The organism is Antarctobacter sp. (assembly GCF_034670325.1).
Classification (GTDB): domain Bacteria; phylum Pseudomonadota; class Alphaproteobacteria; order Rhodobacterales; family Rhodobacteraceae; genus Antarctobacter.
Genome location: NZ_JAXMNR010000007.1, coordinates 232,060 through 250,384 on the forward strand (window position 1 = coordinate 232,060; position 18,325 = coordinate 250,384).

The following is an 18,325-nucleotide window of genomic DNA, read 5'->3' on the forward strand; positions in this document are numbered from 1 at the left end:
CCTGCCGCGCCCCCAACCCAGCCACGCGGCCCTTCAGCCCGCACACCCCACCGTAGGGCGGGGTTCACCCCGCCGTCTCCTCCGGTGGATCGGGCGGCACATACCCCTCGGGATCATCCTGCCACTTGCGCCATTGTGCGTGGAAGGAGTGTTTGCCTCCCGAGGGCAATTCCCATGTTGGCCAGTGCGCTGGCCTCTCACTCCGCTCGGGCAAAGTCACGCTCGCGTCGCCGAACATCCCATTGATCTGCGCCTGCGACAGCGGCACATTGGTATAATCAACCGATCTGACCGATGCGGATGAGACAACCGCATCGGTCAGATCGGTTGTCGCAGCCATCCGCGCGTCGCTGAGGATCGCCCCCTCCATCCGCGCGTCGCTGAGGATCGCCCCCTCCATCCGCGCCTTCCTGAGGTCCGCCCCCTCCATCCGCGCCAGCCTGAGGAACGCCCCCTCCATCCGCGCGCCGATCAGATTTGCCCCGGACAGGGTCAGCTTGCTCAAGTCCGCCTTTTGCAGGTTGGTGTTGCGGAGGTCGGGCACATATCCGCGATAGCCGGAAATCTTCGCCTTCCAATCCTCCAGCCGGGCTATGTAATCTTCGATTGCGCCCTTTGGATGCCGTTTGCCGTCAGGCGGGTCCGGCAACTTCGGGCAGTCCTCGGCAAAGACCCACTCTGCCGTGTCCAAGGCCTCTGGCAACCATCGCGCCTCAACCCGCAATTGATCCACATCCCGCCGCCCGATGATCCGCAGCGCCAAGGCGATATCCGCGCGCGGGCCGTCCAGCGATTGCGCCCATTCCAGCGCATTCGGATTTTCCTCACCTCCGAAACGAATCGCCCGCCAAGCCAAATGCGCCTCGCGCTCTTCCTCGCCCGCATCATCCTTCAGCGGCTCCCAATCCATCAGCGGAAAAACCACCGCCCCTGAGGCGGGCGCATTCTCCCGCACATAGGCACAGAGGATCTCCATCACCCGCACATGGTCGCGCCCCTTGTCGTATCTGGTGCTGTCCTGTGCGATGCGTTCCAGCGACAACAGCCCGCCGATGCGGACTTCGATGTTGGGCACCGTGCGCTCACCCTCCGCATCCTTGACCGTCTTCTCCGCCCCAAGCTGCTCTACCGCCTTGCTGATGCGGTCGGTCATATGCCCCTGTTCCGACGTTCGCGTCTGACGTTCGGTCGTCCAGACCCGGATTAGCGCCAGAGGGGCAGAGACAAGCGCGCCCAACGCGGTGATCAGGCCGACAAAGCCCAACACATGCCAGCGCAGTTCAGAGCCATCCTTGGTGTTGTACAGCGTGACATCGAAATCCATCGCCAGCGCGCCCAAGGACCGCAGGATATACCCGACAATCAGCAGCCAGATGGGGGCCAGAAGAACCGCCAGCACCCGCAGTCCCGTCAGCGTCGCGGGTTCCTCGTTTCTTTCGGTTCGTGACTTTTCCCGGAACCCAATAAACAGAAACGCAGCCAGCGCGGCGGCAAGGACGGCAATCGCAACCGTCTGCACCAGCGGCATGGAAAAGAACGCGACCGCCTGCATCAGATTCTCGCCCAATGAGGTCACGTTCTCACTATCCATGTCCAAAATCCCCGATGCCAATGCGCATCACTCTGGCCCAATGCGCGGCCTCCGGGAAGGGGGCAAATTCCTCTCAAGTCTTAAGGCAACGTAAAACCGTCTCTGTAACCCCTTGATATTCCACACCCGCAGGTCTGTCCACGCGTGGACACCCCCATGCCGCCCCTGCCGCCGCTTGCCTGCCCCCCACCAACCCGCTACGAGGGGAAAAATCGCTTGCCCAGAGGTCACACCATGCGCCTGTCCCGCTATTTCCTGCCCGTTCTCAAGGAAACGCCCTCCGAGGCGCAGATCGTCAGCCACCGCTACATGCTCCGCGCGGGCATGATCAAACAGGCCAGCGCCGGGATCTATTCGTGGCTGCCGCTCGGCTTCAAGGTGCTGCGCAAGATCGAGGAGATCGTCCATCAGGAACAGCAGCGCGTGGGCCATATCCCGCTGCTCATGCCGACGCTGCAATCGGCCGATCTCTGGCGCGAATCCGGCCGCTATGACGACTACGGCGAAGAGATGCTGCGGATCACCGACCGGCATGGCCGCGACATGCTCTACGGTCCCACCAACGAAGAGCTGATCACCGATATCTTCCGCAGCCACGTGGGCAGCTACAAGGACCTGCCGCTGACCCTCTACCACATCCAGTGGAAGTTCCGCGACGAGATCCGCCCCCGTTTCGGCGTGATGCGCGGGCGCGAGTTCCTGATGAAGGACGGCTACAACTTTGACCTCACCAAAGAGGACGCGCTGCACGCCTATAACCGCCACCTCGTCAGCTATCTGCGCACCTATGAACGCATGGGCCTGCAGGCGATCCCGATGCGCGCCGACAGTGGTCCCATCGGCGGCGACGACACGCATGAATTCCTCGTGCTGGCCGACACCGGCGAGTCCGAGGTATTCTATGACAGCCAGATCACCGACCTGAAATTCGGTGACCGAGAGATCGACTACGACAGCCACGCCGAATGTCAGGCCGTGCTGGAGGAGTTCACCTCACGCTATGCGCGCACCGATGAGACCCACGACGAGGCGCTGTTCAACCAGATCCCCGAAGAGCGCCGCCGCACCGCGCGCGGCATCGAAGTTGGTCAAATCTTCTACTTCGGCACCAAGTATTCGGAACCGATGGGGGCCACCGTGCAGGACAGCGACGGCAACAAGGTGCCGGTTCACATGGGGTCGCACGGCATCGGCGTGTCGCGCCTGCTGGGCGCGATCATCGAGGCCAGCCACGACGACAAGGGCATCATCTGGCCCGAGGGCGTGACACCCTTCCACGCCGGCATCGTGAACCTGAAACAGGGCGACGCCGAGGCCGATGGTGCCTGTGAGGCGCTGTACAAATCGCTGACCGCGCTGGGGCTGGAGCCGCTCTATGATGACCGCAACGAGCGGGCAGGGGGCAAGTTCGCGACGATGGACCTGATCGGTTTGCCGTGGCGGATCACCGTCGGCCCGCGCGGTCTGAAAAACGGCGTGGTCGAACTGACCTCGCGCCGCACGGGGGAAAGCGAAGAGCTGCCGCCCGAACAGGCCGTTGAGCGGATCGCGGCGATTTACAACAAGGTGCTGCCGGGGGCATGATCCGGGGGGCGACACGCCCCTGACCGGAGACGCCCCATGCGCCTTGCCCTGCTGACTGCCCTTGTGCTGCTTGCCAGCCAAGCGCCCGCCGAAACCGTCGGGCGCTTTGGCGTTCATGCTACGTTACCGGGCGGGTATACCATAGACCCACCACCCGGAAACGATGACGGGCGGACGTTCCTCTATCCGGATGGTGCGGAAATCCGGCTTTGGGGTGGCTGGTTGATGGACACTCTGGCAAGCGACCGCGCGGACCGGCGCGGCTATTACCTGAGCGATGGCGCAGAGATCACCTATGACGCTGCCGGGGCGGACTGGTACGTGCTGTCGGGCTTCCTTGGCAATGCCATTTTCTACCTGCGCGTCGAACAGGGGCGCACGTGCGGCGGCGAGGCTGCGCTGGCGCATCTGGAACTGCTCTATCCTGTCGATGTCAGGGCGTATTACGACCCGCAGATCGGTGCCATCGCCAACTCTTTGGGGTTCGGCCCATGCTGAGGGCGCTTTGTCTGGCACTGTTTTGGGCGACGCCACTTGCCGCGCAATCCGAACGTGTCGCGCTTGAATGGGACCACTGGCTGGCGGCAGAGGGCAATCCGCCCGGCGCGCTGGTCTTTACCCTTGCGGGGACCGAACTGCTGGCGCGTGAAAGCGGCGCGTCGGTCGATGTCCCGCTGCCGCTGGCCAGCAACTCCAAGGCGATCACCGCCCTTTGTGCCGCCTCGCTGGTGGACGCAGGCAAGATGCACTGGGACGATACCGTCGGCGACTGGATCGAGGGGGGCGGGCCGGTCACATTGGCAGAGCTTGTCACCCATACCTCGGGGTACTGGCCCGACAGTACCCAAGGGCCAATGGCGGACTGGCGCGGGGACACCACCCGGCGCTGGCAAGAGGTCACGGCCAATGTGCTGGATCGCCCCAAGCAGGAGGGCACGCGCGGCACGTTCCGCTACAACAATGAGAATTACGCGGTCCTTGGTCTGATAATCGAAGAGGTTGCGGGCGACTGGTACGATGCCGCCTGCCGCGCCCGCGTGCTGGACCCGCTGGGGGTCACCACGGCGGACCTGTCGCCCGACTACGGTGGCTTTGGCCCTTGGGGCGGCTGGCAAATGTCGGTGCGCGACTACGCCCAGTTTATGAACGGCGCGTACGCGGGCGCAGACCCTATGACCACGCCCCACGCAGACATGGGCGATGGCGTGTCCTACGGGCTGGGCATGGTGTTTCGCGCCGGGTCCTACGCGGCGAACCACTGGCACTTTGGCGCGCTGTGTTTTGAGGATACGGGGCTGGGCACGTTTGCTGTCAACTGGGCGGGGCGCTACACGATTGTCGCGGCCTATGGGGCCTGCGTCGATGGCGATGCGATGATGGCGCTGGACCGGTCCCTTGCGCGGGCGGTTTTCGCCGACTGACACGCTGCTTTCGGTTTACCCTCGTCTGACCGGCCCTCTTCTGGCACCATGCGGCCAGAGATCGCCACAGAAGCGACGGGAGACAGGCAGATGATCTTGCGGCTATTGACCCTTGTGGGCGGGCTGACCGGCGCTGTTGGCCTGTCGCAGTTTCCCGAGTTCTCGCAGCAATACATGCAGCGCCTTGGGGGCGCGGTGGATGAGTTGGAACGTCAGGTCACCCGCTACGAAGAGGATGCCGCAGAGGTCGGGATGCCGCTGGACTCCTACCTTGTTGCCTTGGCGGATGAGGGCGAAATGGCGCAGACGCAGGCCGGGAACATGGCCAGCGATATTGCGCGCTATCAGCGCCTGTCGTCCGCGCTGGAGACATTGGAGGGCGCGGGCCCCTTTATGCGCGCAAGGCTGGCCTTTGACATGATGCCCGACAGCGAGGTCGCCGCGCGGGCGCTGGAGGTCTACAAACCCGCCGTGCCCGCGACCTTTGAAGGCGCGGTCTTTGCCGGGGTGGGATTTCTCAGCGGCTGGGTGGTGCTGGCGCTGGGGTTTGCCATCCTGCGACGGTCGTGGCGGATGATGTGGGGCACGCTGGGCGGGCGGTCACAACGCCCCAACCAGACAGAGGCCTGACCACCCCCGGCGGCGGCGGTCAGAGGTCCCGGGTCAGGCCCGGGACGGTGTGGCGATCCTCAGCTCAGGCGACGGCCTCAACCTCGGCCACGATGCCGTTGACGACCTGGCTCAGCAGGGCCTCATCCTCACATTCCGCCATGACGCGGATCAGCGGCTCGGTCCCCGACTTGCGGATCAACAGGCGGCCCTTGCCGGTCAGCATCCCTTCGGCGTCGGCAATCGCTTTCTTGACGCTTTCTGCATCCAGCGGAAGTTGCCCCGTGCCGTAACGCACGTTCTTCAACAGTTGCGGCACCCGGGAAAAGCTTTGCGCCAGTTCCGAGGCCCGCTTGCCGGTGCGCACCATCTCGGCAAGGAATTGCAGCCCCGCCATCAGCCCGTCGCCGGTGGTGGCATAGTCGGTCATGACGATATGGCCCGACTGTTCACCGCCAAGATTCCAGCCACCTGCGCGCATCGCCTCGACCACATAACGGTCGCCCACCTTGGTGCGTTCCAGCCGCAGACCGCGATCGCCCAGAAACCGTTCCAGCCCGAGGTTCGACATCACCGTGGCCACCAGAGTGCCGCCTTTCAGCCGGTCCTCTTCGGCCCAGCGAGCCGCCAGCAGGGCCATGAACTGATCGCCATCGGCCACAAGGCCATTTTCGTCGATCATCAGGATGCGGTCGGCGTCGCCGTCCAGACACAGGCCCACATCCGCACCGTGGCGGCGTACCGCCTCTGCCGCTGCCGCCGGTTTGGTGGAGCCGCAATTGTCGTTGATGTTCAGGCCGTTCGGCTCTGTTCCGACGGTCACGACATCTGCGCCAAGCTCCCACAGGACCTCTGGCGCTGTCTTGTAGGCTGCGCCATTCGCGCAATCCACAACCACCTTGATCCCGTCCAGCCGCAAACCGGGAGGCAGGGTGCCCTTGACCCGCTCCTGATAGCGAAAGCGGCCATCGTCGATCCGCCGCGCCCGGCCGATGTTGTCGGGTTGCGCGGGGCGCACGCCCTCTTCGACCAGCGCCTCGATCTCGGCCTCCACGCCGTCGGACAGCTTGAACCCGTCAGGGCCAAAGAACTTGATCCCGTTGTCGGCGGCGGGGTTGTGGCTGGCGGAAATCATGATCCCCAGATCGGCGCGCATGGAGGTGGTCAGCAGTCCCACGGCAGGCGTCGGCACTGGCCCCAGCAGCAGCGCGTTCATGCCGGTCGATGTCAGACCGGCGGTCAGGGCATTTTCAAACATGTAGCCCGACAGCCGCGTATCCTTGCCGATCACCACCCGGTGGACGCCAGAATGTTCGTTGCGGAAATAACGCCCGACAGCAGCCCCCAGCATCAAGGCCATCTCGGCGGTCATGGGAAAAGTGTTGGCAGTGCCACGGACACCGTCGGTGCCGAACAGCTTGCGGCTCATGGAAAGTCTCCTATTGAAATAGCTCGCCAGACGGCCAGCGCCTGCACAGTTTCCGAGACATCGTGTACGCGGACAACCTGCACACCCTGCGCGGCCACGGCCTGCGCCACGGCGACAGAGCCGAAAGTGCGCTCTGCAGGCGCCTGGGTGTTACTGATGGTGCCAATGAATCGCTTGCGCGAGGCACCGACCAGCACCGCGCAGCCGATGCCGTGATACAGCGCGATGTTTTGCAGGATCGTCAGATTGTGTTCGATACGCTTGCCAAAGCCGATGCCCGGATCGACAAGAATCCGCGCGCGCGGAATGCCGGCTTCTTCCAACATTGCGACCTGCGCGGCCAGAAAATCGTAGACATCCAGCAATACGTCGTCATAGCGCGGATCGCTCTGCATGGTTTCGGGGTCGCCGCGGGCATGCATCACGCAAACCGGCAGACCTTGGTCGCGGCAATAGCGCACCAGCATCGGGTCATATGTGAACCCCGAGACGTCATTCACCAGCGCCGCCCCGGCGCGGACAGCGGCCTCTGCCACCGAGGATTTGCGCGTGTCGATCGAGATCGGGGTCGCGACCTCGCGGCTGAGCGCGGTGATCACCGGCTCAACCCGGGCGATTTCGGCCTGATGCGGGACGGTCAGCGCACCGGGGCGCGTGCTTTCGCCGCCGACGTCGATGATATCGGCCCCCGCGGCGGCCATGTCCTGCGCGCGCTGGACGGCCTTTGAGGCGGTCTGGTGGGTGCCCCCGTCCGAGAAACTGTCCGGGGTGACATTGAGGATGCCCATGACGCGCGGGCGGTCAAAGACCAGGCCCGCAAGCGGTGCGCGCGGTGTCGACAGCCGCGCCCGCCAGTCCTCGGGTATGTCATTGACATGAACGGCTTGTGGCGGGGCATTGCGGCGCAGGCAGACGGCTTCGGCAAACCAGCCGGGCCCGCCCGCAAGGTCAAGCGCCTCGGCCGGGCGGGGGCCATCAAAACGGACAATCGGACGATAATAAACGCACATGGCGACTGACTGACCGATAAGTTCGAACTTGGCAAGCGGTTAGAAAAGCGCCGCGCCCTCTGGCACGGCGCGCGCCGTGACCGGCGGATCGTCTGGCAAATCTTCGCCGATGACCAGCAGTTCGCAGGCTTCCAGTTCCCCTGCGAACCAGCCCGCCAGCGCGACGGAATCGCGGGGCTGAAACCGGGGGCCCTCGGTCGCATCCAGAACGATCTTGGACGGGGCCCAGACACAGATCTGGCCGTGGCGCATGGCCCAGTCCAGTTCGGTCCTTGTAGCGACCACCTTGGCGCGGGGATCGCGGGCCGCGAGGCACCAGCCGTTCTGCTCGATGGCCAGCAAGTCGATCCGGCGCTGGGTCATCTTGTGGGCGGTCTGCGGCACCGGCAGGTCGGGCCGTCCGACGCACAGGATCAGAGGCGCGCGGCGTGCCTCAAGCTCGTCCAGCCAGCCAGTCAGGCGCGGATCGGCGATGGCGGCGTTCGACAGGTAGACAACGCGCGGATGCGGGCGTTCCTGCGCCACCGTCTGGGCCAAAGCGTTCAGGTGGTCGGCCACGTCGCGCCGCGCGCGCACGATTTCGACCCCCAGCGCGCCGGGTCCGCGATCCAGCTTCTCGATGCGTACAAAGGCGCGCAGCGCCTGTGGTTCCAGCAAGATCCGTTCGGCGATGTGTTCGGCCAGCGTTTCCAACAGGTTGAGCCGCTCTGCCGCCAGTTCATGTTCGATCGCCTCTGTCACCCGGTCATAGGACAGGATGCGGTCGACATCGTCGTCCACTGCGCCGGTAAAAGGGATTACCTCGACCACGACGTTGAAACGCACCCGCTGGGTGGTGCCGCGTTCGGCCTGAAAAGCACCGATCTCGACCTCGACGATGTGGTCGCGCACAGAGATGCGGTCATGCGGGGTGTCGCCGGCGGTGGCGATGCTGCGCTCGGACGGGTGGGCAAAGGCTAGGCGGATGTCACTGGGCATGGTGGCCCCTTTCGGAATGCGTCGCGGCGCAAACTACGAAAAAGGGCGCGCAACGGCCAGCCGCGCGCGCCCCTTTTTACCCTTTTGGCGACGGATTACTGGCCGCGCCAGGTGTGGCGATAAAAGATATGCACGCCGTGGGCGTAGGTCTTGGTGTATTTCCGCGACCAATCAGGAGAGACCCATGTGGCGTGGTAATGGGTGGCACCCTTGGTCAGGCCGTTGCTCTTGCCGTCCAGTGCGGCGCGGGCCACCTTGCCGACGCGATCCCAAGAGCGCGGATCGTCGATGTTCTCCGGGCGGCCGTCACAGGTATAGGTGAACTGGCAGGCGAACTTGCGCCCGGTGCCCTGATTGACGACACCGCAGATCGAACTGGGGAAGCGTTTGGACGCGACCCGGTTGATGATCACCTCGGAGACGGCAAACAGTCCCTCGACCGTTTCTCCGCGGGCCTCGAAATACAGCGCCTCTGCAAGGCAGCGCCACTGTGCGCCACCCTTGGCCTTGGGCTGTTTGGCGACCCAGGATTCGTCAAACTTGGCGGCGCTCTTTCCGGTGACCGCGCCAGCGGCGGCCGGAATTGGGGCGACGGGTGTCACAAGCCCCTTGAGGTGGCCATTGCCGACACGCGCCAATGCGCGGCTTTCAAGGGTCAGCAGCGTCTGTGCGCTGCGCGAAGGGTCTGCGGCGGCGGGGCCAGACGCAGACGTCAAAGGGACGGCAACCAGAGCGAAGGCCGCAAGAAACAGGGCCCGTCGCAGGGCAGATGTCAAAGCGTTCATGTCGAAAAAATCCCCCAATCGAACATGCGTCGCGTGGTGCCTCACGTCACACAACGAAAATCTGCATATAGAAAAATCGCAAATCGGTAAAGATAACGGCATGTCGCGGGGGCGGACGGCGCACGGCCGACCGCCCCGACACGGCTCAAAGCGGGCCGGTTGGCCTTAATTTTCTAGAGTTTTCCGCCCGCAGTCAGGCCCCGGTCGTGCAGCGCGAGATGGGCCGCGGCCAGTCGGGCGACGGGCACACGGAAGGGCGAACAACTGACGTAATCCATGCCAGCGGCGCGGCAAAAGGCAATCGATTCGGGGTTGCCGCCGTGTTCGCCACAGATCGACAGGGTGACGGTCTGGTTCGTCGACCGCCCACGATGCACGCCGGTGGCGATCAACTCGCCCACGCCATCGACATCCAGCACATGAAACGGGTCTTCGTTGAACACGCCCTGTTGCACATAGTCGGACATAAAGCGCCCGGCGTCGTCGCGGGACAGCCCGTAGGTCATCTGGGTCAGGTCGTTGGTGCCGAAGGACAGGAAATGCGAATAAGGGGCGATTTCATCGGCGCGCAGACAGGCGCGCGGGGTCTCGACCATCACCCCCAGCCGATAGGTAAAGTCGCGCCCGCGTTCGGTGTGGACCGCTGCCGCGACCGCCTCGATCCTCGTGCGGACCAGCTCGACCTCGCGCTTGGCGGACACCAGCGGCAGCATGATCTCGGGCACCACCGGAGCGCCCTCGCGGCTGGCGTCCAGCGTGGCCTCAAAGATGGCGCGCGCCTGCATGTCGTAGATTTCCGGCACGGTGATGCCCAGCCGCACACCGCGCAGGCCCAGCATCGGGTTGTACTCGCCCATCGCCTCGACCCGGCGGGTCACGTCCGAGACCGGCAGGTTCAGCGCTTCGGCCAGATCCCGCAGACCGGCGCGGTCGGTGGGCAGGAATTCATGCAGCGGCGGATCGAACAGCCGGATGCAGACCGGCAAGCCCTCCATGATGCGGAAAAGTTCTGTAAAGTCATTGCGTTGCATAGGGAGGAGCAGGGCAAGAGCCGCCTGCCGGTCCTCGACCGTGTCGGCAAAGATCATCTCGCGCATGGGGGTGATGCGGTCGGACTCAAAGAACATGTGCTCGGTCCGGCACAGCCCGATCCCCTGCGCGGCAAAATTGCGCGCGGTGGCGGCGTCTGCGGGCGTGTCGGCATTGGCCCGCACCCCGATGTCGCGCGCGTCGTCGGCCCAGCTCATCAGCGTGTTGAAGGCCTCGTCCAGCGCCGCCTCGACCATCTCGGGGCTGCCGCGCAGCACCTCGCCCGAGGTGCCGTCCAGCGTGATCACATCGCCTTCGCGGTAAATACGCCCGTCTTCGCCCTGAATCGTCTTGCGTTGCAGGTTGAAATTCAGCCGCGCCGCGCCGACCACACACGGCAGGCCAAGACCGCGACCGATGACGGCGGCGTGACTGGTCATGCCGCCGCGCTCGGTCAGAACACCTGCCGCCGCGTGCATGCCGCGCACATCCTCGGGTGAGGTTTCACGCCGCACAAGAATGCAGGGTTCATTGCGGGCCGCGCTGGCCTGCGCCTCGGACGAGGAAAAGACGATCTTGCCGGTGGCCGCGCCGGGGGAGGCGGCGACGCCTCTGCCGATCACTTCGCGCGTGGCCTCTGGCGCGACCTGTCGGTGCAACAACTCGCTGACGGCGCGCGGTTCGATCCGTAGAACCGCGTCCTCTGGTGTGATGATGCCCTCTTCGGCGAGGCGCACCGCGATGGCGAGGGCGGCCCGAGACGAGGCTTTGACCCGCACACCGTCAAGGATGTGAAGCTGGCCGTTCTGGATGGTGAATTCGATCTGCATCTCGGCGCGCAGGCGGCGGCGCATCAGGTCGGCGTGATGGGTGAGTGCGGCAAACGCCTCGGGGGCGAGTTCCTCAAGTGACGGGCCACGCGGGTCGCGGGTGAGGTACAGGCTGGCGTTGCCCCCCTGCAATGCCTCGCGGCCCTGACTTTGGCTGAGGTAACGCCCGGTGATCAGGCGCTGGCCGGTTTCGGAGTTGACCAGTTGCAGCACGCCCGAGCCGCATTCGCCGTGGCCCAGCCCCAGCGCCATTTCCTGCACCACAAGGCCCAGACCGGCGTCGACCGGCGCACCCTTGGCCTGTCGCAAGAGCCGGGCCGAGGTGCCCTCCCACGCGCGGGCCATCGAGCGCAGCACCTCACGTAGCTGGCGGGCGGGGTCCTGCGGAAAGGGTTCCTCTGCCTCTTCCTCGTAGGCGCGCAGCGCGGCGGACAGGCCTACGGCGCCATTGTCCTCGATCTCATCAAAGTGGTCAGGATCAAGACGGGCGACGTGGATCGCATAGGCCTGCACAAATCGCAGATACAGCCCGGCGGCGGCCTCTTGGCCGATCTTGTCGGCCAGATCGACAAAGCGCGCGTCGTTCATGCCGATGTTCAGGATCGCGCCGGGACCACCCCAGTCGGGGTCTTCGGAGGAGGGGCGCACGCAAAGCAGCGTATCGGGCTCAAAGGCGTTGACCAAGGCGGGCATGTCGGGAAACCGGCCAGCGGCGATGCGATGGACGGCGTCGAAGGACAGCGCCACGGTGCGCGGCACCGGCAGGTCCAGCCGCACAAGCCGCTGAAGGCATTTCGCGCGCCCGCCGTGGGTGGGCGTCGACATCGGTGCATCGGGCGTGATGACCGTGATATTCGGGTTCTGGTGATCGGGTTTCTGCACTGCAGCACCTCCGGAGTGAGGTGCAGCATAGGCGCTGCGGGCGGCTTGGCAAGACAGGAAAAAGGGGGGGTGGCGCTTGCCCGAGGGCAGGCGCGCCTGCCGGCGCGGGCGCGGCGTTGCTCCCACCCGCCCACCCCGCGCCGCCGCGCCATCCGTGGCTGCGGGCGGGGCGGCGAAGCAGGCCGGGTGGTCAGGGTCAGGTCGGGTAGAATGGGTACTTTAACGGAGAAGACGCCGGGGCGCGTGGTTTGCCTCCGGCGTCCACTGGCATAGTCAGACAGTCAGCCTTCGATCTTTGTCAGGTCGGCGACCTGCAGGCAGGTCTTGCGGATGTTGGCCAGCATGTTCAGACGGTTGCGGCGCACCACCTGGTTGTCCGAATTCACCTGCACCGCCTCAAAGAACGCGTCAATCGGCGCGCGCAGATCGGCCATGGCCTCCATCGCGGTCTCGAAAGTCTCGGACTCCATCGCCGGAGCGATGCGGGCCTCTGCCGCCTGCAAAGCGGTGAACAACGCGCGCTCTTCCTCGACTTCGGCGAATTTCACATCTGCTCCAAAGCTGTATTCGACGCCATCCTTGTCTTCCGCCTGTGTCAGGATGTTGTTGGCGCGTTTGAAGCCTTGCAACAGGTTGCCGCCATCCTCTGTGCCAAGGAACGCGGACAGGGCCTGCGCCCGTTTGACCACCAGCGCAAGGTCGTCGCGGTTGGGCATGGCAAGGCAGGCGTCGATCACGTCGTGGCGGATGCCCTCAGAGCGCAGATGGACCTTCAGCCGGTCGTGGATAAAGCCAAGCAGGTCATCGCTGAGGTCGGGCGTGTGTTCCACCACCGTGTCGACCCAAGCGGGGCGGGACTGGCCCAGATGCTCGATCACTTCGCGCACCGCCGAGCCAAAGACGCCGTGTTCGGCGATCTCTGACAGCAGTTCCTCACGCAGCTCTTCTTCGCCCTCGTCGCCGTTGGTCACGATCTTGTGGCGCAGCAGTTGCGCGTCGATCAGCCGATCCAGATGCAGGCGCAGGCCGTTCTCCAGCACCAGACGGATCACGCCAAGGGCGGCGCGGCGCAGCGCATAGGGGTCTTTGGACCCCGTCGGTTTTTCGTCGATGGCCCAAAAGCCGGTCAGCGTGTCCAGCTTGTCGGCCAGCGCCACGGTGACGGAAACCGGCGCGTCGGGCACATCATCGGAGGGGCCAAGCGGCGCGTAGTGGTGTTCACAGGCGGCGGCGACAGAGGGATCAAGGCCCGCGGCCTGCGCATAGTAGCGGCCCATCAGGCCCTGCAATTCGGGGAACTCATACACCATTTCCGAGCTGAGATCGGCCTTGGCCACGTCGGCGGCCTGCGCGGCAAGACCGGCGTCGGCCCCGACCATCGGCGCGATTTCCCGTGCCAGCCCGGTGATGCGGGCGATGCGGTCGCGCTGACTGCCAAGCGCGTGGTGAAAGGTGACGTTGCCCAGCCGCTCTGTCCACGCGCTCAGGCCCTCATCCTTGGCGACGCGCAGATCGTTTTCCCAAAAGAACTTGGCATCCGACAGGCGGGCGGCCAGCACCTTCTGGTTGCCCGCAAGGATGGTCGCGCCATTGTCCGCCGTCTCGATGTTGGCGACGGTGATGAATTTCTCGATCCGGCCCGAAGTGGGGTTTTTCACCGAAAAGAACTTTTGATGTTCCTTCATCGAGGTTTGCAGCACCTCTGGCGGCAGGTCGAGGAATTGCGGCCCGATCTCGCCCATCAGGACCACCGGCCATTCGACCAGCCCGGCCACCTCGCGCAGCAGGCCGGGGTCTTCGACCACCTCCAGCCCCTGTGCAAAGGCCATGTTGGTGGCGTCGTGCCAGATCGCATCGGCGCGGGCCTCTGCCGAAAGCACGACCTTGGACCGTTTCAGCCGGGTCTCGTAATCCTCAAAGCTGGTGACATCAAAGGTGCCGTCCCCCATAAAACGGTGGCCTTCGGTTGTCTGGCCCGCCTTGATGCCGTCGATGGTCACGTCGACCGGGTGGTCGCCCGCCTCATCGGTCAAAAGGCAAAGGATACGGTGCAGCGGGCGCACCCAGCGCAAGCTGCCCGCGCCCCAGCGCATCGACTTGGGCCAAGGGAAGGTGCGCACGGTCTTTTCCAGCACCTCGGCCACGATTTCGGCTGCGGGACGGCCGGGGGTCACCACGGTAGCGTAATAAAAGCTGCCCTTTTTCTCGGCCCGTTCTTCAAGTTGGTCCCGTGTCACACCCGCGCCGCGCATAAAGCCCTCCAGCGCCTTGTCCGGTGCGCCCACCTTGGGGCCGCGGCGTTCCTCGCGTTGGGTGGGGCTTTCTCCCGTCAGCCCGTGTACGGTCAGCGCCAGACGGCGCGGGGTCGAGAACGCCTCGGCCCCGGCATAGGTCAGTCCGGCCTCGACCAGACCGTCGGTCATCAGCTTCTTGAGGTCCTCGGCGGCCTTGGCCTGCATCCGGGCGGGGATCTCTTCGGAGAAGAGTTCGATCAGCAGATCGGGCATTTACTTGTCCTTCTCGAAACTGGCGCGGTCCGGGCAGTCATCGCCCAAGGGCGTCCCGTCATAGGCCTTGTCGCCGCAGTCGTTGATCTCGTGCCAGACGTATCCTTGGCCGCTTTCGGTGATCGCGACGACGCGGTCGATACCGTAATCCATGTTGCGTTGGCCCACAAAGACCCGCGTGGTGCCCGCGTCGATACCGTCGGCGATGGCCTCGGCGTCGAAACAGTCGAACCAACCGGGGGCGACTCTGGGATCGGCGTTCTCATAGGGTTCAAAGGTTGTCGCGGCCTCTGCCAGAGAGATGTCGGTGGTGAAACAGGCGCGGTAGCGGATGGGCGAGCTGTTGGCGTCGATGGCACGGAAATCGCTATGGGGCAGGGGGGTGCGGTCGCCCGTCCGCGTGGTCACCATCACGTCACGGGGTCCAGTGGCGGGGACCTCCGCGTAGAAATGGTAAACTTGCAGGTAATACATCGACACCCCTGCGATCAGGCCGCAGAGCACGATCAGTCCTGCCATGAGTTTGCCTGCGGTCACGAGGTGCCCCCGGCGTCGGTCATGACAAAGGCGTCGGCGCACATCTTGGCCAGTGCCCGCACACGTCCGATATAGGCCTGTCGTTCGGTGACAGAGATCACGCCGCGCGCGTCCAGCAGGTTGAAAACATGGCTGGCCTTGATGCACTGGTCATAGGCGGGATGCGCCATGATGATACGTTTGCCGGTCTTGGGGTCCTTGTGCGGCGCATCAAGGATGCGGGCGCATTCGGCCTCTGCCTCTTCAAAATGGCGCAGCAGCACATCCGTGTCGGCCACGTCGAAATTCCAGCGCGAGTATTCCTCTTCCGTCTGGCGGAAGACGTCGCCGTATTGCAGCGCGATGGGCGCGTCGGGATCGTTGAACGGCATGTCCATGACGTGATCGACGCCCAGCACGTACATCGCCAGACGCTCTAACCCGTAGGTCAGTTCGCCGGAAACCGGCGTGCAATCGTGCCCGCCGACCTGCTGGAAATAGGTGAACTGCGACACTTCCATGCCGTCGCACCAGACCTCCCATCCCAGACCCCAGGCGCCCAGTGTCGGGCTTTCCCAGTCGTCCTCGACAAAGCGCACGTCGTGCAGGGCCATGTCGATGCCAATGGCCCGCAGCGAGCCGAGATACAGCTCTTGCAGATCGGGCGGGCTGGGTTTGATCAGCACCTGATACTGGTAGTAATGCTGCAGCCGGTTGGGGTTCTCGCCATACCGCCCATCGGTGGGGCGGCGCGACGGCTGCACATAGGCGGCAGCCCAAGGTTTCGACCCCAGCGCGCGCAGGGTGGTGGCCGGGTGAAAGGTGCCGGCGCCGACCTCCATGTCGTAGGGTTGCAGGATCGCACAGCCCTTGGCCGCCCAATAGGTCTGAAGGCGCAGGATGATTTCCTGAAAACTGCGTGGCTTCTGCAGGCTCTCGGCCATGTCAGCGCTCCCTTTTTTCGGCTGGCGTCTGATTAGGCCGGTGCGCCGACAGGGTCAATCTGATACGAGGGGCGCGGCTCACGCCCTTTTTGCGTGCATGTGCCGGGTCTTCTGATAAGACTCGGTCGGTGGATAAGGTTGAGATTGTAAACCCAAGGGGTCCATAACACCCATGATACAAAGACTTTTTTCGGCTCTCTTCGTGCTGGTTCTGAGCGCGGCGGGGGCTATGGCTCAGGATGATCCGGCGTCGCAGGCGGCTGCTGATATCGTCTACATTCAGGTTGAGGCGCGCACATCGTTGGCCAGCGCACAGATCAGCGTGCGCGAGTACGCCGATCGGGTGGACGATGTGAACGGCTTTTCGCTGGGCGGCGGATGGTACGGTGTGGCGCTAGGCCCCTACACACGGCCGCAGGCGCAGGGCAAGCTGACAGAGCTGTTGCAGGCGCGGCGCATCCCGGTGGACAGCTATATCGAGGCGCGCGACGCCTATGGGCAGCAGTTCTGGCCGGTGGGCGCGCGCAACGATGGCGCCCCGGTGGTGCCCGTTCCGCAGGACCCGACGCCCGCGCCGGTTGTCCCGGAGGCGGTTGTGACGGCCCCTGCGGCCACACCCGATCCAGCCCCGATTGCGGTTGCCGATCCGGAACCGCAGCCCGTGCCAGAGGAAACCCTGCAACAGGCGCGGCAGTCCGAGGCGCAGCTGACGCGGGAGGAACGCGACGCCTTGCAGATCGCGCTCAAGTGGGCCGGTTTCTACAATGGCGGCATTGACGGTGCGTTTGGTCCCGGCACCCGCGCGTCGATGTCCCGCTGGCAGGAAGCCAATGAGTTCGACCCGACCGGCGTTCTGACCACCCGGCAACGGGCCGAACTGCAACGCCAGTACAACGCCGTGCTTGAGGGCATGGACATGGAAATGGTCGAGGACGCGCGCGTCGGCATCGCCATGCAACTGCCGCTGGGCGCGGTCGAACTGGACCGCTACGAGTCTCCCTTTGCGATCTACAAGCCCAAGACGGACATCGGCGCGCGGGTGATCCTTGTCAGCCAGCCGGGCGATGAAAGCAGCCTTGCCGGTCTGTATGAGATCATGCAGACGCTGGAGATTATCCCGGTTGAGGGGGAGCGCACACGCGACCGACGCGGGTTCAACATCATCGGTGAAAATGACCGCATCATCGCGCATTTCGAGGTTGGCCTGCAAAACGGTGAGATCAAGGGCTTTGGCCTGATCTGGCCCGCAGGCGATGAGGAACGGCGCAGCCGCGTGCTCAAGATCATGCAGGACAGCTATCGCCGGATCGACGGCGTGCTGGATCCCGCGCTGGTCAGCGATGACGGGCAGGCGATTGACCTTGTGTCGGGCCTCAAGGTGCGTACCGCCAAGGCCAGCGCAACGGGGTTCTTCATCGAGGCACGGGGCACGGTCCTGACCTCGGCGTCTCTGGTGGCGGGCTGTGAGCGTGTCACGCTGAACGGCGTGCATGACGCGCGGGTTCTGGCAACGGATGAGGCATTGGGCATCGCGGTACTCAGCCCGGTGGAACGGCTTGCCCCGCGCCGTGTGGCGCAGTTCCGGTCCGGTGAGTTGCGGCTGCAGTCCGAAGTGGCGGTGGCGGGCTTTTCCTTTGGCGGCGTGCTGACCGCACCGACGCTGACCTTTGGCACGCTGGAGGACCTGCGCGGCCTCAACGGTGAGGACGGGATCAAGCGGCTGGCGCTGTCGGCGTTGCCCGGCGACGCGGGCGGTCCGGTCTTTGACACCGGCGGCACTGTGTTGGGAATGCTGTTGCCCAAGGATCAGCCGGGCGGTCGCGTTCTGCCCGAGCAGGTGAGCTTTGCCACCAAGGGGGATCGTATCCTTGATTTCCTGCGCAACAACGGCATCCAGCCGGTGGCGCGTGGCGGGCTTGATCCGCTGGCCCCCGAGGACCTGACGGCGTTGGCCGCAGAGATGACGGTGCTGGTGAGCTGCTGGTAAACATGGGCTGCGCGCAGCCGAAACGCCGCCCCGGTCAGATCGACCGGGGCGGTTTTTTTTGTGCCTTGCCCACTTGGGCTATGTAAGGCCGGCGGCCGCCGGAAACGGATCATCTGCGCCGGGGTGCCAATCCCGGCACTGAGGGGCGTATGACGCCCCATTCTGCGCAGATCGAACGGACCCCGAGAGGGTGGGGCGCTGATCCTGTTTTCATGGTCGACCG

The 18,325-nt window shown here is 64.8% G+C and carries 14 protein-coding genes; 5 read left to right on the plus strand and 9 right to left on the minus strand.

Translation table 11 applies throughout. The features are described 5' to 3' along the window. Window positions 1-64: 64 nt before the first annotated feature. Window positions 65-1,591, minus strand: a complete 1,527-nt coding sequence (locus VOI21_RS18360; protein ID WP_323771407.1) for a pentapeptide repeat-containing protein — start codon at window positions 1,589-1,591, stop codon at window positions 65-67. Between the two features lie 234 nt (window positions 1,592-1,825). Between VOI21_RS18360 and proS the strand changes: the two genes are divergently transcribed. From proS to VOI21_RS18380, 4 genes are all read left to right on the plus strand, one after another. After that, on the plus strand, window positions 1,826-3,175 hold the full coding sequence (gene proS, locus VOI21_RS18365) for a proline--tRNA ligase (RefSeq protein WP_323771408.1): 1,350 nt from the start codon (window positions 1,826-1,828) through the stop codon (window positions 3,173-3,175). Window positions 3,176-3,211: 36 nt separating this feature from the next. Continuing rightward, the gene (locus VOI21_RS18370; protein ID WP_323771409.1) at window positions 3,212-3,673 is read left to right on the plus strand and encodes a hypothetical protein; all 462 of its coding nucleotides are present in this window, start codon (window positions 3,212-3,214) and stop codon (window positions 3,671-3,673) included. After that, the gene (locus tag VOI21_RS18375) at window positions 3,667-4,596 is read left to right on the plus strand and encodes a serine hydrolase domain-containing protein (RefSeq protein WP_323771410.1); all 930 of its coding nucleotides are present in this window, start codon (window positions 3,667-3,669) and stop codon (window positions 4,594-4,596) included. Before VOI21_RS18370 ends, VOI21_RS18375 begins: the two co-directional genes overlap by 7 nt. A gap of 90 nt (window positions 4,597-4,686) precedes the next feature. Continuing rightward, window positions 4,687-5,226 (plus strand): DUF2937 family protein, encoded by a 540-nt coding sequence (locus VOI21_RS18380; protein WP_323771411.1) that lies wholly within the window; start codon window positions 4,687-4,689, stop codon window positions 5,224-5,226. A gap of 64 nt (window positions 5,227-5,290) precedes the next feature. On the opposite strand, the gene glmM is transcribed toward VOI21_RS18380, so the two are convergent. From glmM to VOI21_RS18420, 8 genes are all read right to left on the minus strand, one after another. Continuing rightward, window positions 5,291-6,634, minus strand: coding sequence for a phosphoglucosamine mutase (glmM, locus tag VOI21_RS18385; protein ID WP_323771412.1), 1,344 nt, complete (start codon window positions 6,632-6,634; stop codon window positions 5,291-5,293). Beyond that, window positions 6,631-7,644 (minus strand): dihydropteroate synthase, encoded by a 1,014-nt coding sequence (gene folP / locus VOI21_RS18390; RefSeq protein WP_323771413.1) that lies wholly within the window; start codon window positions 7,642-7,644, stop codon window positions 6,631-6,633. The genes glmM and folP overlap by 4 nt, the downstream gene beginning before the upstream one ends. Window positions 7,645-7,683: 39 nt before the next feature. Beyond that, window positions 7,684-8,622, minus strand: a complete 939-nt coding sequence (locus VOI21_RS18395; protein ID WP_323771414.1) for a dihydroneopterin aldolase — start codon at window positions 8,620-8,622, stop codon at window positions 7,684-7,686. 95 nt (window positions 8,623-8,717) lie between these two features. After that, the gene (locus VOI21_RS18400; protein WP_323771415.1) at window positions 8,718-9,407 is read right to left on the minus strand and encodes a cell wall hydrolase; all 690 of its coding nucleotides are present in this window, start codon (window positions 9,405-9,407) and stop codon (window positions 8,718-8,720) included. A 173-nt stretch (window positions 9,408-9,580) separates the two neighbouring features. Beyond that, a complete protein-coding gene (locus tag VOI21_RS18405; RefSeq protein ID WP_323771445.1) occupies window positions 9,581-12,091 on the minus strand; it encodes a putative PEP-binding protein in 2,511 nt (836 codons plus the stop codon). Between the two features lie 338 nt (window positions 12,092-12,429). Continuing rightward, the gene (gene glyS / locus VOI21_RS18410) at window positions 12,430-14,655 is read right to left on the minus strand and encodes a glycine--tRNA ligase subunit beta (protein ID WP_323771416.1); all 2,226 of its coding nucleotides are present in this window, start codon (window positions 14,653-14,655) and stop codon (window positions 12,430-12,432) included. Further along, a complete protein-coding gene (locus VOI21_RS18415) occupies window positions 14,656-15,174 on the minus strand; it encodes a DUF6446 family protein (RefSeq protein WP_323771417.1) in 519 nt (172 codons plus the stop codon). A gap of 14 nt (window positions 15,175-15,188) precedes the next feature. Further along, the gene (locus VOI21_RS18420; RefSeq protein ID WP_323771418.1) at window positions 15,189-16,115 is read right to left on the minus strand and encodes a glycine--tRNA ligase subunit alpha; all 927 of its coding nucleotides are present in this window, start codon (window positions 16,113-16,115) and stop codon (window positions 15,189-15,191) included. A 172-nt stretch (window positions 16,116-16,287) separates the two neighbouring features. Between VOI21_RS18420 and VOI21_RS18425 the strand changes: the two genes are divergently transcribed. Further along, the gene (locus VOI21_RS18425) at window positions 16,288-18,102 is read left to right on the plus strand and encodes a serine protease (protein ID WP_323771419.1); all 1,815 of its coding nucleotides are present in this window, start codon (window positions 16,288-16,290) and stop codon (window positions 18,100-18,102) included. Window positions 18,103-18,325 lie beyond the last annotated feature (223 nt).

What these genes read in the sequence shown, in the direction of transcription:
- VOI21_RS18360 (WP_323771407.1), bottom strand. Translation starts at nt 1,591, where the DNA reads ATGGATAGTGAGAACGTGACCTCATTGGGCGAGAATCTGATGCAGGCG.
- proS (WP_323771408.1), top strand. Translation starts at nt 1,826, where the DNA reads ATGCGCCTGTCCCGCTATTTCCTGCCCGTTCTCAAGGAAACGCCCTCC.
- VOI21_RS18370 (WP_323771409.1), top strand. Translation starts at nt 3,212, where the DNA reads ATGCGCCTTGCCCTGCTGACTGCCCTTGTGCTGCTTGCCAGCCAAGCG.
- VOI21_RS18375 (WP_323771410.1), top strand. Translation starts at nt 3,667, where the DNA reads ATGCTGAGGGCGCTTTGTCTGGCACTGTTTTGGGCGACGCCACTTGCC.
- VOI21_RS18380 (WP_323771411.1), top strand. Translation starts at nt 4,687, where the DNA reads ATGATCTTGCGGCTATTGACCCTTGTGGGCGGGCTGACCGGCGCTGTT.
- glmM (WP_323771412.1), bottom strand. Translation starts at nt 6,634, where the DNA reads ATGAGCCGCAAGCTGTTCGGCACCGACGGTGTCCGTGGCACTGCCAAC.
- folP (WP_323771413.1), bottom strand. Translation starts at nt 7,644, where the DNA reads ATGTGCGTTTATTATCGTCCGATTGTCCGTTTTGATGGCCCCCGCCCG.
- VOI21_RS18395 (WP_323771414.1), bottom strand. Translation starts at nt 8,622, where the DNA reads ATGCCCAGTGACATCCGCCTAGCCTTTGCCCACCCGTCCGAGCGCAGC.
- VOI21_RS18400 (WP_323771415.1), bottom strand. Translation starts at nt 9,407, where the DNA reads ATGAACGCTTTGACATCTGCCCTGCGACGGGCCCTGTTTCTTGCGGCC.
- VOI21_RS18405 (WP_323771445.1), bottom strand. Translation starts at nt 12,091, where the DNA reads ATGTCGACGCCCACCCACGGCGGGCGCGCGAAATGCCTTCAGCGGCTT.
- glyS (WP_323771416.1), bottom strand. Translation starts at nt 14,655, where the DNA reads ATGCCCGATCTGCTGATCGAACTCTTCTCCGAAGAGATCCCCGCCCGG.
- VOI21_RS18415 (WP_323771417.1), bottom strand. Translation starts at nt 15,174, where the DNA reads ATGGCAGGACTGATCGTGCTCTGCGGCCTGATCGCAGGGGTGTCGATG.
- VOI21_RS18420 (WP_323771418.1), bottom strand. Translation starts at nt 16,115, where the DNA reads ATGGCCGAGAGCCTGCAGAAGCCACGCAGTTTTCAGGAAATCATCCTG.
- VOI21_RS18425 (WP_323771419.1), top strand. Translation starts at nt 16,288, where the DNA reads ATGATACAAAGACTTTTTTCGGCTCTCTTCGTGCTGGTTCTGAGCGCG.